Source organism: Wolbachia endosymbiont of Drosophila tristis (assembly GCF_028981745.1).
GTDB lineage: Bacteria > Pseudomonadota > Alphaproteobacteria > Rickettsiales > Anaplasmataceae > Wolbachia > Wolbachia pipientis.
In genome coordinates this window covers 1-15792 of the sequence record NZ_JAPQLN010000021.1, presented here as the reverse complement: position 1 = coordinate 15792, position 15792 = coordinate 1, and the positions used below count along the sequence as shown (strand labels likewise).

The window sequence follows — 15792 nt, the reverse complement described above, 5'->3', positions numbered from 1 at the left end:
TTATGACATACTGAAAATCGACTTCTTTTAGCAAATCACAAGCTCCATAGTGATCAGCCGTTACTGTATTTTACAGCTATGGCTTTTTTGCTGTTTGTATTCAACATTACATGCAATTTTCTTGTCTGTTCATAGCTGCGATACTTTCTATCTTCGCTATTTTCTTTGCTATGACCAGGAGTGTTGTTGTATATACTAATTCCTGTACTGTCTATAGCAATTTCGATATCTTCCATATTATTTTCTGCAATCATTGATCTTAATATTGAGTTTCTTTTGATGATTGTGAATAGCTGATAACTTGCAAATTTTTCCCAATTTGCTCAAGGTATCCTGCTATAAACCCAACTGTTTGCCTCAGGCCTATTCTAAATAAACAAGTTATTATGTGCACCAAAATTACAACTTTATCGCTATAAATATTGTTGCCACCTGGTATTTTTGGACCATTCTCGTACCACTTTTCTATGGCTTCGTTGATATAATGAAAAATATTTCCTCTTTTTTCTAGAAATTTGTTATATTCGCTATGGTTACTGACCCTCATTTTTTGTGGCATATTTTTTCTTCAACAGTTAAATCGCTATTTATAATGAATTTTGTCAGTAATCACTAATTTTTCTGCTGCTATGCAACAAAGCTCACTGGAATCCAGATTGGACACTAAGTTGGTGAGTATAAAAGTAGCTAACCTTATGTTAAAACACAATATTTTTGGTGAGGGGTTGCATTAAAAGCTGGATTCCAGTGTCAAGCACTGGAATGACATCGTCTTAACATTGTACCATATTACAATGTTCGTACAGTTATGTGTCACGCTACTTGGATGACAAGAAAAGGTTTCTAGAATGACGGAAACGAAGTCATACATAGAAAATAGGTTAGGTATTTTCAATTTTTGTTGTATACTCAAATAAAAATCTCACTTTTACAGATGGATACAGTAAAGTTTGTTTTATTACTGCCAACAATATTACTCATGCTAGTTGCTGGTGTTTACCTATCGATTAAACTAAAATGGCTACAGGTATTTAGATTACCATACGCCCTTTCACTCCTTGGAGCTAAAAAAGGAGAAAATAAATTTTCTTCTATAGCCGCTCTGTTTACAATTTTAGGGGGAAATTTAGGAGTAGGAAATATTTCAGGAACTGCTGTTGCTCTAAAAACCGGAGGACCGGGCTCTATTTTATGGATGGCAATAATTATTGTTATCACTTCTGTGATAAAATATGTCACTTGTTATCTAAGTATAAAAACCAGAAAGGAAAAGAACGAACGGTTTATAGGTGGCCCTGTAGCCTACATGACTGATGCGTTTAACTCTAGGAAGGCCACAATTGTCTTTCTAGTTATCATGATGATGGTTTCAATAACAGTTGGTAACCTTGTTCAGGTAAATTCTCTATCAATACCACTTAATATGATAGATGTGCCTGTAGTTGTTGGTGGCATTGTAATGGCCATAATATTTTTTGTTGTTGCAGCTCTCAGCTTTAAAAAAATTAAAATTTTTATATCGGCTATGATACCGATAATGACGGTAAGTTACCTCACACTTTGCGGTATCATATTATTTAAATTTAGTGAAAATATTCTTCCTTCTCTAAAACTAATAACAAGCAGTTTTTTTACAACTAGTAGCTTTAACTCTGGTTTATCTCTAGGTTTGATTTTAGAAATGTTGACTATTATTCAAGTTGGAACTTTGCGAGGTATTTTTGCAACAGATATAGGGCTTGGCCTCGAAGGAATCGTACATTCTTCAATTGTTCCTAAGAAAAATAATAATAAATTTATTATTGAACAGAGCCTAATCACAATAATATCGCCTTTTATAGTTGCATTCATAGTGTTTATTACAACAATGGTACTGCTTGTCACAGATTCTTGGGTCACTGATTTAGAGAGTACTAACATGTGCATATTTGCTTTTAGAAAAGCTATGAATTGGCCCTATATTGACTATTTAATTATGGCCATAATGTTTTGTTTTGCCTTTACTACTATTTTTACTTGGTTTTTTTGCTCAAAACAGACAATACGCTATGTGTCTATGGATAATAAATACACTAAAATCTGGATTGTAATTTTTACCATGATCATTCCGCTTGGTGCGATAGGTAAAGTCCGGTTGCTATGGGATGTTGCTGATATCTCGATTGCTGCTTTGTTGTTTATCAACATACTCGCTATACTCAAGCTAACCTCTCAAGATCCAGAAGTGTTTACTATGAGTAGCAGATATTTGAAGTTGCAAAAACAGAGCTATAGCTAAAGCAATTTAGGCTATACAGCTGTTGTGATATAAGAGTGATTTCCGCCAAGAAGGATGTCATCCCAGTGCCCAGACACTGGGATCCAGGAATCTTGATTGGCACTAAGTTAGTGAGCATAAAAGTAGCTAATCTTATGTTAAAACACAACATTTTTGATGGGGTTCGTGAAAGGCTGGATTCCAGACTGGAATGACAACTTAAATCGTTTGATGTTACCATAAAATAGCTTGTGTCATCACATTAGTAACACAACCTTCCTTAATAAAAATTCAACCAATGCTTGTGATAATTATATTAGCTAGTATTAGCTAGAACTAAAGGCAGAGGGTTATTAGTGAGGGATATATGGGCACTAACGATACACAACAAGAACACATTTATAATGAGCGCATTCAAGAAATTTTTCCTTTATTTGATAAAATAAAAAAGGAAGACGACCCAATTTATAATGCTAGAGTTGATTTTAACACAGTAAAGTTTTTAACAAAACACGCCAACTGGAATTGTGACGAAGAAGAAAACAAAGATAAAGCATATGGAGTTATTCTTCAGAAATGCGACAAGACAAAGAAAGCTGGACAAGACCTTGAAAGTGAAGTTAAAGAAAGGTTGAAAGAGTATGTTGATGATGTTGCAGGAGTTTCAATATACGGTAATCACGCAAGTATTACGCTGGGAAATAACAAAAAAGAGTTTAAAATCAGCGAATTTTTAAACAGTGATTTTTGTGAGAAGAATGAAATCTCGGGATTTTCAACATTGCATAGTGATGGAAAGAGCGGAATGCATGGTTTTGTTGCCGAGGAAGAAGGGAAAAAAATAAGACATTATGTCGTAACTGATGGTTCATATGAAATGACTTTAAAGTGGTATGCGGAGGGGAAGGAATGTAAGATCAAAATTAAGATTGATGCTAACGGTGTAGACCTTGTTAAAGGTGATGATTTTTCTCTAGAACGGTTAGAAGTAAACAGAGATGTAAAAATAGGTGGTTTATTCTTGCATGAAATACAATTCAGGGAGAAAGGACAAGGAAAAGCGAATGAGATGCAACATAATAAAGACAGTAACGAGCTATCATCTGAAACTACAACAAGAATTGATGTTAATAGAGGTGTTAGCGTTCAAGCTACTGATATAACTCAAAAAAAAGAAGACCACCATTCACATTTTGGACTACAATCTAACAGCAGAAGGCAGTCTTACGATAGCGGAATTGGAAAAGATTTTGACGATAAAATTAATTCTCAGGAGGCTAAAGAAAAGCGTGAGCTTAGACAAGCAGCACGAGAAGCAAATTCGGGAGGTCAAGTTTATAACCTACAATCGCTTTTTGAGGAGAATCCTCAGAACAAAAAAACTCCTCCGCCACTTCCACCTAGAACTAGTTCACTACCACCTAAAAAAGGTGTTTTCGATGAGCAAGGGGGAGCCAAATCTGGAAGCCAAAAACCAGATGACTTGCGCGAAAATGAGCAAACACCTAATAATCAGCAAAAAGGTGCAACTTCTGATTCTTCAGATAGTTCTACTTTCACCAAGTCTGTAAGCCACAATCAAGATAATAGGCAAGAAGATGAACGGTATGACAATCCTACATTTGGACATGCTGTACCTGGAAGCCAAAAACCAGATAGAAGTGAGCAAACACCTAATGATCAGCAACAACCTAAAACCCAGCAACAAGAAGGAAATAGCAAAGGCGATCTGTTACAAGACATCAGAAATTTCAAGAAAAACAACTTACGGCACATTGATGTTGATGATAGAAAAGCATCAATTGCAGGAAGTAGAAAAAATAACCCATCACCGTTAGAGACATTAAAGGACATAATTCCTTATTCATCTTCTCCAGATAACAGTGATAACCAAGATGCTAGTGATGCTAAGTGGAAAGAAAGTGAACAGCCGCTCTCTGCTACAGTACTCAATAATAAAAGTGACTCGGGCGATTCATCTCCAACTCATGACAATAATGAACAATCTCAAGTAAATCCTGAACAGTTAAAGAAGAGCTTAGAGAACATTGAACAAAGTGATCAAACTCCACCTGAAAATCTTCTTAAAGAAATCAGAGATAGATCACAGCAGGATAATAGAGGATTAAGGCAAGTTGATCCTACTGATAAACTGTCACAAGATAAAGAAGATGGATTGCAAAAAGACGATTTAGCAGATGTAAAAATAGTGGAAGGTCCAACTATTAGTGTCTCTGCTTCAACACCAAATAGTATAAGTGATTCAGGCTATATATCTCCAACTAATAGTGATAGTAAATCTCAAACAGATTTAAAACAGGTAGGAAGGAAATTAGAAGAACATATTAGACAAAGTAATCTAACTCTATTTGAAGAACTTAAAAATACATTAGGTCAAGAAAATCTCGGGTTAAAATCAGCTGATCAGAGTCAGATTAGCGAAGAAACTAAAAAACGCTTGAGAGAAGTTGGGTTGCTAAAAGACAGCTCAACAGACATAAAAGCAAACGATTCGGGCTATTCATCTCCAACTCATGACAATAATGAACAATCTCAAGTAAATCCTGAACAGTTAAAGAAGAGCTTAGAAAACATTGAACCAAAAGAAATCGGAGATACGAGTGAGTTAAAAGGAGCATTGGGAAACCCGGATAAAGGGTTAAGAGAACCGGCACAACAGGCTACTAAAGAAAATATTCCTAAAGATTCATTCTCAGAAAACATTTTAGAAAAGATAGGAGAAGGTAAACAATATGACCCTATACGTAAGTGGTTAGAAAAAACAGTGGCAGAACGAGAAAATAATGACACTAATCCAACTGTAGATAAAAATAGCGAACTATATAAATTACTAGAGAAAGATGAAGCACAACTGAAAGCTGGAGTAATAGAAGAAGAAAGAGGAGATACTTTAACAGAACACACTGATGGTTATGATCGCAATAGAATTGCATTAGCTAACAGAAATAAAAGACCACTAGATTGGGCTAAACAGGTTGCTGAGTCACAACAAAAAAAAGATACTAATAAAGGTATTTCAATATAAATTGAAGTTAAAATAATTGCTTAGCAAACAATAGGTTTCATGTAATGGTAACCCTATAACGGAAGAGTAGGAGCCGCGTAAGAACAATACGAACACTCCAGCTAGGCCTTGTATATTGCATCCCCCCGCCCTATTTTTCCACTCTTCTGATGCTAAATAATACTTAATTTCTTGTTCACTGAGACGTTTAAATTTCACTATTGTAACCACAGTCCTGATATGTTGTTTAGATTGATCGGGAGTTAATAGACATACACTGGTGTATACTCTATGCCTTCTTCCTGATAACAAGCGGATACATTTTTCTGCTTGCTCAACGTTTTCAGCTTTGAGCAATATCCTTCTACCACAAGCAACAACTGTATCAACACCAAGCACAAAATAATTTGGATTTAAACTTTGTATTTTCTCAGCTTTACTTTTTGCCATACGGATTGAGTAATCCTTCGGAAGTTCCTTTTTTAAAGGGGCTTCATCTATATCTGCTGGCAAAATTAAACCTGGCTCAATGTTTATTTGTTTTAGTAAAGCTATACGCCTTTTCGATGATGAAGCAAGAATAAGATTATTTAGAGATCGTTCTGTCACTTGTACCTTTAAGCCTTCTAATGATCCTACCCTTTCTCGCATTCCTATCGTAAATGCTCATCTCAACTAACACCCTATCCCCTATAATGATGCGTATTTTACTTCTTCTCACTTTCCCTGATACATGACAGATAATCTCATGTTCATTGTCCAGTTTCACTCTAAATTCTGCTGCAGGTAGTAAAGCAGTTACTGCCCCTTCCACTTCAAAAATTGTTTTCGATTTCTCGTCTTTTATCATATGTTATATTATAATTTAATAATCTTTTTTAGTCTACTATAGATTTTAAATTATTATCAACACAAAAGACCTTTTGCGCCCCACTTAAGTTGCAACTTAACCCCAACCATCTTCACAATGATACCCTACCTACGTTTCTACTCTCTGCCACCTTCTCAATAGAACTTATAGGACTTATGTTGAAAGATAAATCATTATCACAATTTTCTTCATCGCTATCAAGTCCACTATCAACGCTTAAAGATCTGAGTAATGTTGTCTTCTCTCTCAGTGGAACATAAGACTCATTATCAACGCTTGAAGATTTGGATAACCTTTTCTTCTGTCGTGGAGCATTACCAGACTCATTAGAAATTTCTCCCGTTAATTGATTGTTGAAGCTCCTTTGTTCATCAGCACGAATTTTTTCTTCCAGTCCATCAAGCATTCCTACCAATTCATCACCCCATTCATTTTCTTCTTCTAATAATTGTTTACACTTTTCTTTCTCACGCTCTAGCTCGTTTCTTAACTCTTCGACTTTATCTTCATCTTTAGTGAGTTCAAGTGTAAGCACCTTATCTCCTGGAAATTCCTCGTACTCGTTTTCTAGTTCTTCAATGTTGAGTTTTAGTCTCTCTTCTCCAAGTGTATCTTGTAAATCGCTATCCTGCCTATCTGATTCTTTAATCTTTTGCTCAATTTCTACTTGTACCTTATATTCCTGATCTAATTCTCTTAGCTGATCTTTCAAGCGCTCTTTCTGCTGGCGTCGTTCAACCATTATCTGTTCCGCATCTTCTCGTGCTTGATTTAGCTCTTTTTCCAAATTCTTCTTTCCTGGATTAACAATTTTCAGCTCTTCCTTTAGCTTTCTTTTTTCTTCATATACACCTTTAAGTTCTTGTGCTTTCCCTTGTAGCTCTTTTAACACACCTGCTAATTCTTCATTTTTTTGTGCCAGTTCAGTTTGCAATTCCGTGTTTTTTTGCTCCTCTTTTTCAAACCTGTCTTGTAAATTGCTATTCTGCTTCTCTAACTTTACAATTGTTTGATTAGCTTCTGCTTGGGTTGTTTCTAGTTTCTCCTGTAGTCGCTGATTTTCTTGTATTAATTCATGGTGCTTTTTATTTATCACTTGCAACCCTGCTTCTATTTTTTGCTTCAATTCAACAGCTTCTTTTTTCAAATTTGACATTTCTTGCTTCAATTCAACGTTTTTTTTCGGACAGCATCTGATTATTTAAAATCAATTCATCCATTTGTTGTGAAGCAAATTCTGTCTGAGTTCCAGTGTGCTGTAAATTGACTTCCGTTTTAGTTTCGATTTGTTGTGAAGCAACTTCTGTTTGAGTTTCAGTGTGTTGTAAATTGACTTCCGTTTGAGTTGATGCATTGCTATTAATAGAAGGAGGAAGGCTATTGTCAGCATCAACTTTAGGGTCTAATTCCCCCTCTGGTTCCTCGCGATAGGCCGCTATAGACTCATTTTGAAAATTATTATTAGCAGTAGGTACAACATCAGCAGCCTTACCTTTTTCTAGTACAGCATCATATAAGGAGAGACCTTGAATATATAATTCATCGTTTTGCTTTATTAATTCTAAGATCTCATCCGATAGCACAAAATCTTCATCATTAAATTTTAGTACTTCAGTTATGCCATCGCTACTCACATTCATAATCATGGTACACATTTCGGATCCATCCTTTACAGGCCAAGTGCTTTTCATTTCATAATATGCGCCCTCTTTAAATTCATAATATCTTTCCTTACCTTTCCGATGAGAGTGTATTTCATGTTTTTTATTGCAATAGATATTCAGCTCTTTAATATCTTTCTCTTGCTGTAAAATGTCACTAATCCTGGTTTGCTCACTTCTATTGTAATTAATAAGATTGATATTCAAAACTCTATGAGTGTTATCAGTTTCTGTGTAATAAGCTCGAAACTCTACGCCTTTCTCTCCAAGATATTTACTTGCAGCTTCTTTTCCCTGCTCTGCCAACTTTATGCATTTATCTATATCTTCCTTAAAGCTCTTATTAGCAGACTCTGTTACTGCTTTATCTATGTACGTTTTTTTAAAATCTCCATCATTTATTAGGTCATAAAAACTCCACTTATCCCCAAAAGCCCTCTGCACGTAAGTGAAATTCTTTTTTTCCTTTAGTTTTCCTAAGAACCACACCTTTTCTTTCAGATTTTTTAGTTGAAAGCTTACCCTTGCCTTTACACTAGAGTTTTTGGCAGGAATACTAACTTCTTCTAATTCTTTAAGTAATTTGTTATTTTTTATAATTGAGGAGCAAAACTTTACAATAGCAGAATTTGCAAACGAAGGATCTTTTTTTATATCTTCATCAATAATTTCTTTAAAACGTGCAAATTGAGGTAGAACATAAAAATTGATTATTTCTTTTTCTGATCTTGTTTTATTAGCATAAGAGATATCACCTAATTGTGAATATAACTCTTTTAATGTATAGTAGATAAGCGTAGAGTAATAAACCTCCCTATTCAGTGAAGTTGGTCCAATACACTTTTCAAGTTGATCACCTGTTTTTCCTGCCTCTGCTGTTTTTTCTTCTTTAGCCAAACTTCCAATCATAATACACCTCCTTAACTATATTTATATTATACCAATTAACATATATTAAAAGAAATCAAACTGTATAACCTCGCCCTACACTAACTTTTATGATTACTTAATTGTGTAAAAATAACTGCAAGTGTTAAACTTGAGCTTTTATTTTTCATTATACATTTCTTACTACATGTTTATACTGTTGTCTTGCATAATAGACTATTCGAAGTTACACAAGTATTTTTTTTATTAGATAAGAGTTAGTAAGAGCCTGTTCATAATTTTTTCAGAAGTAAGGCAGTGAAAGCCAGAACTACCATTTGTAGGCTAGTATTGAGTTTTCGCTCACAATTTTTCCACAATCTTCTACATTTTTCTAACCAAGCAAAAGATCGCTCCACAACCCATCTTTTGGGCAATACAACAAAGGAACGTAATTCATTTCTTTTGATCACTTCAACGGTTGCACCAATAATCGTTTTTATTTGAGTTACAAAATTCTCTCCAGTATAGCCTGCATCAACCAGTACATTTTTAACTCCCGAGAGGTTTTCTTTTGCATTTTCGACCATTCTCACAGCACTGCTACGGTCAGTTATCTCTGCTGTTGTTGTATAAATTGCATGCTTGCGTATCTACTGCAATACGGCCCTGAAATCTTCTTGCCTGCATCATAGCTTCAGCAGTATCTGCATTTTTTATACTCTGTGCATCAATTATGCAGAAGCTTTTCCGACCATTGTTTTGTCGCAATTATTTTTTTTTAATACCAGCTCCAGAACACTTTCTTTATTTACATCTGGTTTTTTACTCCACTTCTTAAAATAGTCGTAACAATTGCGCCATTTTGGGAACTCTTTTGATACCATTCTCCACTGGCAACCACTTTTTAACACGTATAACACTCCACAAAATATATCATGTAAATCAAGTGTTCTTGGTTTTGTCTTCTTTCTGCAAGATTCCAGATCTGCTACAATAATCTCAAACTTTTCTCGACTTATGTCACTTGGTTATAAACTTCGCATATCCTACTTTATATACTTTATCCTCTCACTTTATCTCTTTTTTGAGATTACGTACAGGCTCTAAGATACAAAGACGTTTTCAGAAATCTTTAAGCTTAATAACATCCTCTCTCTTTGGACTAGTTGAGATTAGATGAATTGGTACACCTATTAATTTTTCTAACCCTTCTATATATTTTATTAAATTGATAGGCAATGTTTCAATCGACCTTTTACCTTGAGTGTTTTCTTTCCAGCCAGGAAACTCTTCATATATTGGCTCTAATTCCCCTTGTATTGAATGCGATGCGGGTAAATAATCATACATTTTTCCGCTATACTTGTAACCAGTGCATATTTTAATTGTATCAAAAGAATTAAGCACATCTAATTTGGTTAATACAATGCTTGAAACTCCAGAGAGTTGTACGGCCTGGCGCACTAAAACTGCATCGAACCATCCGCAACGCCTTCTTCTATTGCTCACTGTTCCAAGTTCCTTACCTATAGTAAACAAGCTATCTCCTACTTCATTTTTCTGCTCAGTAGGAAATGGGCCATTGCCCACTCTTGTTGTATAAGCTTTTACCACACCAATAATGTAAGCATTGGAGGATAACCCTGAGCCTGTTATTGCTTGCGATGCTACAGTATTACTTGAAGTAACAAAAGGGTAAGTTCCGTGGTCGATATCTAAAAATGCGCCTTGGGCACCTTCAAATATTATTTTCTTACCTTCTTTCATCAAGTCATTTAATATCTTCCACACAGGTTTTTTATATGAAAGAATTTTTTCTGAAATCTCTTGAATTTCCTTTAATATTTCTTCTTTTTTAACCACCTGGTAGTTAAGGCCTTTCCTGATAGCATTGTGGTAATTCAAAAGAGTATCCACTCTTTTATTGAGCTCATCTGCGTTTTCTAAGTCACAAAGGCGTATAGCTCTCCTTCCAACTTTATCTTCATAACATGGCCCTATCCCTTTGTTTGTTGTACCAATTTTGTGATTTCCATTTAAATCTTCAAATAGCTTTTCCTTGTCCTTATGTATGCTAAGTATTAATGGACAGCTCTCGGATACCATCAAGTTGTTATAGTTTACGTCTACTCCTTTAACTTTCAATGACTCTATTTCTGAGATTAGAGCGTGTGGATCAAGAGCAACGCCATTTCCTATGATAGATATTTTGCCTGGCCTCAAAACAGCAGAGGGCAGTAAATTTAATTTATAAACCTCATCATCTACTACTATAGTGTGCCCTGCATTATTTCCTCCCTGAAATCTCACAACTACATCTGCATTCTCAGAAAGATAATCTACTATTTTACCCTTGCCTTCGTCACCCCATTGCAGACCAACAATTACAATGTTATTCATCATTATTTTCTAGATTAATACATAAATATTAATGCAGTACGCTACAAATGGAAAGAGAAATCTACGCCTTTCCTACACCCCTTAAATAAAGAAATATACTGTCGATTTTCTTAATATATTACCAAATTATTCATCATTATATGATATAACTTACAGCATATTTACAGTAAGGTGTTATTTATGAAAGAGACAAAAGGAAAAAATAATAAGAGTCCAGTAGTTAGATTAAAGGCCACAGCTAAAGAGTTCAATTTTAGTAAATTAAGAGCAGATCAAGATAATAAATTAGCGAATTCCGGTGAAACAATGTTCTTAGATTTTCAAAGGATGAATTTTATTATTAACGGAAAAGAAATAGATAAAAATCTTATTATTGCATTTAAGGAAGGAGCTAAGCACCGCAAAAGCGAACTTTTTAATAGTGATGATATATATAATGACGAAATATTTAACAAAAAAGGAACAAGAGAAATAGATACGGATCATGGCAAAGCTTTTGTTGCTTCAGTACTCGAAGATATTGAGAAAGAGCTTGTAAGTAATGCATTGGGTGAGCTATGGAAAAATCACTGTGAAAATTCCAAAACTGCCAATCATCAAAAAACCGATTCATATAAGAAAGAATTTGAAGAATTTTACAATGCTGGCCAAAGGTATATCCATCTATTACCAACAGAGAAAGATGAAAACAAGGATTACCGTTCCTTTGCAAAAGAAGTTTTCAAAAAAATGTTCAGATACGCTGGGGCAGAAGTTCCAAGTGATGCTATTTTAGAAGAGCTAGTTACCAATTGTAATCAAGCAGGGTATGAGGCTGCTCCATTTATACAAACCCAACTTGCACTTGGACAGTCGTTCATAGTAGAAAATCCTAAAAAAGTAATAAATATTGATTGTGCTAACCAAAATAATGTGAGAATTAGATCTGATATGAGGCTACCAATACTCTCTGTTAAAAATCAAGTTATGCATGGCGATAAGATATGTAATCTGTCTAGTTCATTGGAATTTACAATTGAATCTCACAATGGTGAAGACTTTGTAACATACAGAGATGGTAAATTGTCACTTACTATTCCTAAAGAGTTAAAAAATTATAAAGATAATGGCAAGAGCTTGTTTGACATTATTAAAGAATATTTTCAGAAATTCTGTGCAAAATTAGGATTTAAACCTGAGACAAAAATACAAATAGAGCATGGCTTCGGTGCTCAAAGTAACTATTTAGATGGTACAATATCAACCACAGGATCAGATGCAAATGAAGAATTTATCAATCTTTTAAGCGAAAATCTCAGAGAGAGGTTATTGGGGTCAGGAGTTGCTCTAGAAGATGAAGATGTTGATGATGTTGTTGAAGTCAGAGTATCTACCGTTATAGATCTATTGAGTGATTATGCTAAATTGGAAGATAATAAAGAACACAGAGAGTTATTAATAAGTAAAGTAGCAGATAATTTAGGACTTTCCACTCAAGATAAAACAGCACCAGAAGTATTGATGGAATTAGGCTCTTTACCTTCTTTGACAAAAGGTCAGGTTAATCATAATCAAGTGCAGTCTGTTGTAAATACTTTTATTAAGTTAATTATTGAAGGGAAAAGCGAAGTATACAAAAAAGGAGGTGCGATTAATGCAATTCATAAGGAGATAGATAAGGCAATTGTTGAGCAAGAAAAAAAAGCAACCAACAAACAAGATATAGAAAATGATAAATGGACAGATAGAATCAAAAAACAGAATTATTCTGCGGAATCACATGAACATTTACCTTAAAGATATTAGTAGGCTCTTTAAATATTTTAGAGTTCATGGTTACAACGGTTGCTATTTTACAGTGCATCTCACAACACTTTCTTCAAAAATATACATGTTAACATACCCTGGACGTACAAGATCACACTTATACCCAAGCTTTTCATAAAATACTTTCGCTTTTTGAAAATTCATGGTTGCAACGGTTGCTATTTTACAGTGCATCTCACGACCATAATCATGAACTTCTTCCATTAGCTGCTTTCCCATACCTTTTCTTCTATAATCAGAGTGCACCCAAAGCAAGTCAGTGTAAATTGAACCATAGATAACAAAACCGCTACAACCTACAATAATTTGTTCAGTATCATCGCGAATAAAAAAAGCAAATGGGTTACACGTACCTTTATCAACGGTTTCTTCATTAATCTTTTTGAGTAGGAATTCAATGTCTTTGCTACTTGGTGATGTGGTGTGTTCTATTTTCATCTCTCGGCCTAATACCGCATACTGATTTCTCTCTTTATCTTATATAAATTAATTAAGTAAAGTGAATACAGTATCCACACTACTAAAAAAAATGTGGCACAAAACATAAACATTGCAACCAGTGGCAACAGCAGGGAACTTTCTATTGCTATTCCACCTTTTCTCAAAATGCTTGCTGGCTGATGGAGAGTGGACCATAAATTCACGGAAAATTTTACTATAGGAATATTTATAGCACTAAAGATGGCAAATACTGCTGCTGATTTTTCTGCCCTCGCTTCATTATCAAAAGCGCTCCACAATGAAAGGTAGCCAACATATAGGAAAAATAAAATCAGCATTGAAGTAAGCCTTGCATCCCATACCCACCAAGTGCCCCAGGTTCCTTTTCCCCAGATGCTGCCTGTGATTAAGCATATTGCCGAAAAGACTGTCCCTGCAGGAGCAGCAGCATGTGCCAAGACACTAGCAATGCTATTGTTCCATACCAATGAAATGAAACCAAGTGATGCAATTAATCCATATATTCCAAGAGCAAGCCATGCAGAAGGCACATGAATGTACATGATTCGTACAATTTCTCCTTGTTTATAATCTTCTGGAGAGAAGAATAACGCCAAAGACATTCCAATTAAAAAACATGCGAAACAAATAACCCCAAGCCAAGGTAGAGCTTTCTTAGAAAAATAAGAGAAATTTGTAGGCTTTAATAAAAACATTCGTTTTGAGAATAATTGTGTTAAGAATTTACCAATTAGTTTGAGTTTTATCAACAGGATAGTTTTTCTATATTTACGTAGGTCAACAAATTAGCATAATTTCAGTAGCAGATTGCTAGCTATTATTTTTAGTATATGACCCTTAAAAAGCTTAATCTACACTTAGTATCAGATTCAAGTGGTGAAACTGTTATATCAGTTGCAAAATCAGCTCTGAAACACTTTCGTTCTGTAGAAACGATCGAATATGTTTGGTCTTTTGTAAAAGGAGAAGAGCAGATTGACAAAATTCTGGAGGAAATTAATAGGAAAAGTGATGAGCATAATTTTGTTATATGCACTATTACTGATGATGAGCTAAGAAAATATCTAAAAGATAACTGTATAAAGTTGAAAATTCCCTATAGAGCAATATTATCACATATTATGAGAGAAATTTCGTCTTATCTTGAAATTGAAAAAGACGAAAAGCTTGACTTGCATACTGAGATAAATAACAAATATTTTCAGCGCATTGAGGCAATAAACTACACTATTAATCATGATGATGGACAAAATATTCAAGATATTGATAAAGCAGATATAATTTTGGTTGGAGTTTCACGTACATCAAAATCTCCCACCAGTACGTATTTAGCTTACCGAGGCTATAAAGTTGCAAATATTCCTTTTGTTAGTGGAGTACCCTTTTATGTTGACTTGGCAAAATTAAAAAACAAACTAACGATAGGGGTAACAATAGACGTAAGTAGGCTAATAGAAATACGCAAAAATAGACTTACTTCAATTAACAACGAAGATAATAATATATATGCTAACCCTGAGAAAGTAGAAAAGGAAATTAAAGAAGCAGAGGAGCTCTTTAAACAGAATAACTGGCCAATTATCGATGTCACGCAAAAGTCGATCGAAGAAGTATCAGCAACAATTATACAATATTTTAATAAAATGTTATCAATTGACTAACTCTTGATAAGTGATTATAATGTAAAGTAATTTAATTCTTACTATAGATATGAAAGTCAAAGGGTCGCTAAAATCTCATCGTAACAGAGATAAAAATTGTAAAGTTGTGAAAAGGGGTGGTAAGGTTTACATTATAAATAAGGTAAAGCCAAGGTGTAAAGCGCGTCAAGGTTCTTAGCTTTTTGTTCACCTTTTCATGTTATATATTTTTTATATGTGAAAGTACGGTGCTTATATCTAAAAAGAAGCAAAAATTACTGTGTTTAAGCGCAGCCTTACTCATTTCTTCCCTTACATTATATTTCAGCATTAGCACAATTACAGGTAAACGTGGCTTATTGACGTTAATCGATTTAAAAAAAGAAATCGAGTACAATAAACTTTTGCTAAAGGATGTCTCTTCTGAAAAGGAAAAGTTGGACAACAAAGTATTTGGCTTATATGAAAAAAGCTTAGATTTAGATCTGCTTGATGAGCAAGCAAAAAATGCTTTAGGTTATGTGAACCCTAATGAACTTATGGTTGTTCTTGACGTGGAATAGCAGTAGTGACCTTACCCAGAAAAAGTGGAGAGAAAGAAAAGAGTTTTTTTGGGTAAAATAAAATTTTGGAGGATTAGAAATGGTAAGAGAATATACAGCAGAATTCAAATTGGAAGCTGTTAAACTGGCAAATGAACAAAGAAAGGTAGGTCAACCAGTTGCAAAAGTAGCAAGAGATCTAGGAATAAGGGATAGTGTATTAGGAAAATGGATGAAGAAATATAACGAAAAAAAGTC

13 protein-coding genes and 3 pseudogenes are annotated in these 15792 nt (G+C 34.4%); 8 read left to right on the top strand and 8 right to left on the bottom strand.

Features of this window, described 5'->3' with window-relative positions; genetic code table 11:
• Positions 1-559 (bottom strand): annotated as a pseudogene (locus OZD64_RS06795) (transposase); the annotation flags it as partial.
• Positions 560-934: 375 nt separating this feature from the next.
• Between OZD64_RS06795 and OZD64_RS00245 the strand changes: the two are divergent.
• The 3 genes from OZD64_RS00245 (at position 935) to OZD64_RS00235 (ending at position 5303) form a co-directional block, all read left to right on the top strand.
• Positions 935-2278 (top strand): alanine:cation symporter family protein, encoded by a 1344-nt coding sequence (locus tag OZD64_RS00245; protein WP_274999094.1) that lies wholly within the window; start codon positions 935-937, stop codon positions 2276-2278.
• Positions 2279-2313: 35 nt separating this feature from the next.
• On the top strand, positions 2314-2472 hold the full coding sequence (locus OZD64_RS00240) for a hypothetical protein (protein ID WP_153296804.1): 159 nt from the start codon (positions 2314-2316) through the stop codon (positions 2470-2472).
• A gap of 152 nt (positions 2473-2624) precedes the next feature.
• A complete protein-coding gene (locus OZD64_RS00235) occupies positions 2625-5303 on the top strand; it encodes a hypothetical protein (protein WP_274999093.1) in 2679 nt (892 codons plus the stop codon).
• Here OZD64_RS00235 and OZD64_RS00230 read toward each other — a convergent pair.
• The 5 genes and pseudogenes from OZD64_RS00230 to OZD64_RS00205 form a co-directional block, all read right to left on the bottom strand.
• Positions 5295-5891: a Maf family nucleotide pyrophosphatase gene (locus OZD64_RS00230; protein WP_010082554.1), complete on the bottom strand. Its 597-nt coding sequence runs from the start codon at positions 5889-5891 to the stop codon at positions 5295-5297. The two genes, OZD64_RS00235 and OZD64_RS00230, sit on opposite strands and share 9 nt — an antisense overlap.
• Positions 5869-6132, bottom strand: coding sequence for a translation initiation factor IF-1 (gene infA / locus OZD64_RS00225; protein WP_007550159.1), 264 nt, complete (start codon positions 6130-6132; stop codon positions 5869-5871). The genes OZD64_RS00230 and infA overlap by 23 nt, the downstream gene beginning before the upstream one ends.
• Before the next feature lie 112 nt (positions 6133-6244).
• Positions 6245-8723 (bottom strand): annotated as a pseudogene (locus OZD64_RS06790) (hypothetical protein).
• 251 nt (positions 8724-8974) lie between these two features.
• A pseudogene (locus OZD64_RS00210) lies at positions 8975-9703 on the bottom strand (IS5 family transposase).
• 103 nt (positions 9704-9806) lie between these two features.
• Positions 9807-11084: an adenylosuccinate synthase gene (locus OZD64_RS00205; RefSeq protein WP_070357042.1), complete on the bottom strand. Its 1278-nt coding sequence runs from the start codon at positions 11082-11084 to the stop codon at positions 9807-9809.
• A 180-nt stretch (positions 11085-11264) separates the two neighbouring features.
• Between OZD64_RS00205 and OZD64_RS00200 the strand changes: the two genes are divergently transcribed.
• Complete coding sequence (locus tag OZD64_RS00200; RefSeq protein WP_038198650.1) at positions 11265-12860, top strand: hypothetical protein; 1596 nt, start codon at positions 11265-11267, stop codon at positions 12858-12860.
• Between the two features lie 51 nt (positions 12861-12911).
• Here OZD64_RS00200 and OZD64_RS00195 read toward each other — a convergent pair whose 3' ends face one another.
• Entirely contained in the window at positions 12912-13328 is a 417-nt protein-coding gene (locus OZD64_RS00195; RefSeq protein ID WP_083250453.1) for a GNAT family N-acetyltransferase, read from the bottom strand.
• 8 nt (positions 13329-13336) lie between these two features.
• Positions 13337-14047: a heme ABC transporter permease CcmC gene (gene ccmC / locus OZD64_RS00190; protein ID WP_010962525.1), complete on the bottom strand. Its 711-nt coding sequence runs from the start codon at positions 14045-14047 to the stop codon at positions 13337-13339.
• Between the two features lie 135 nt (positions 14048-14182).
• On the opposite strand from ccmC, the gene OZD64_RS00185 reads away from it, so the two are divergent.
• The 4 genes from OZD64_RS00185 to OZD64_RS00170 form a co-directional block, all read left to right on the top strand.
• Positions 14183-15013, top strand: coding sequence for a pyruvate, water dikinase regulatory protein (locus OZD64_RS00185; RefSeq protein WP_038198651.1), 831 nt, complete (start codon positions 14183-14185; stop codon positions 15011-15013).
• 49 nt (positions 15014-15062) lie between these two features.
• Positions 15063-15191, top strand: coding sequence for a type B 50S ribosomal protein L36 (ykgO, locus tag OZD64_RS00180; protein WP_006015378.1), 129 nt, complete (start codon positions 15063-15065; stop codon positions 15189-15191).
• A 49-nt stretch (positions 15192-15240) separates the two neighbouring features.
• A complete protein-coding gene (locus OZD64_RS00175; protein WP_010962526.1) occupies positions 15241-15555 on the top strand; it encodes an FtsB family cell division protein in 315 nt (104 codons plus the stop codon).
• A 79-nt stretch (positions 15556-15634) separates the two neighbouring features.
• A partial coding sequence (locus OZD64_RS00170; RefSeq protein WP_274999096.1) for a transposase occupies positions 15635-15792 on the top strand: 158 nt, incomplete at its 3' end.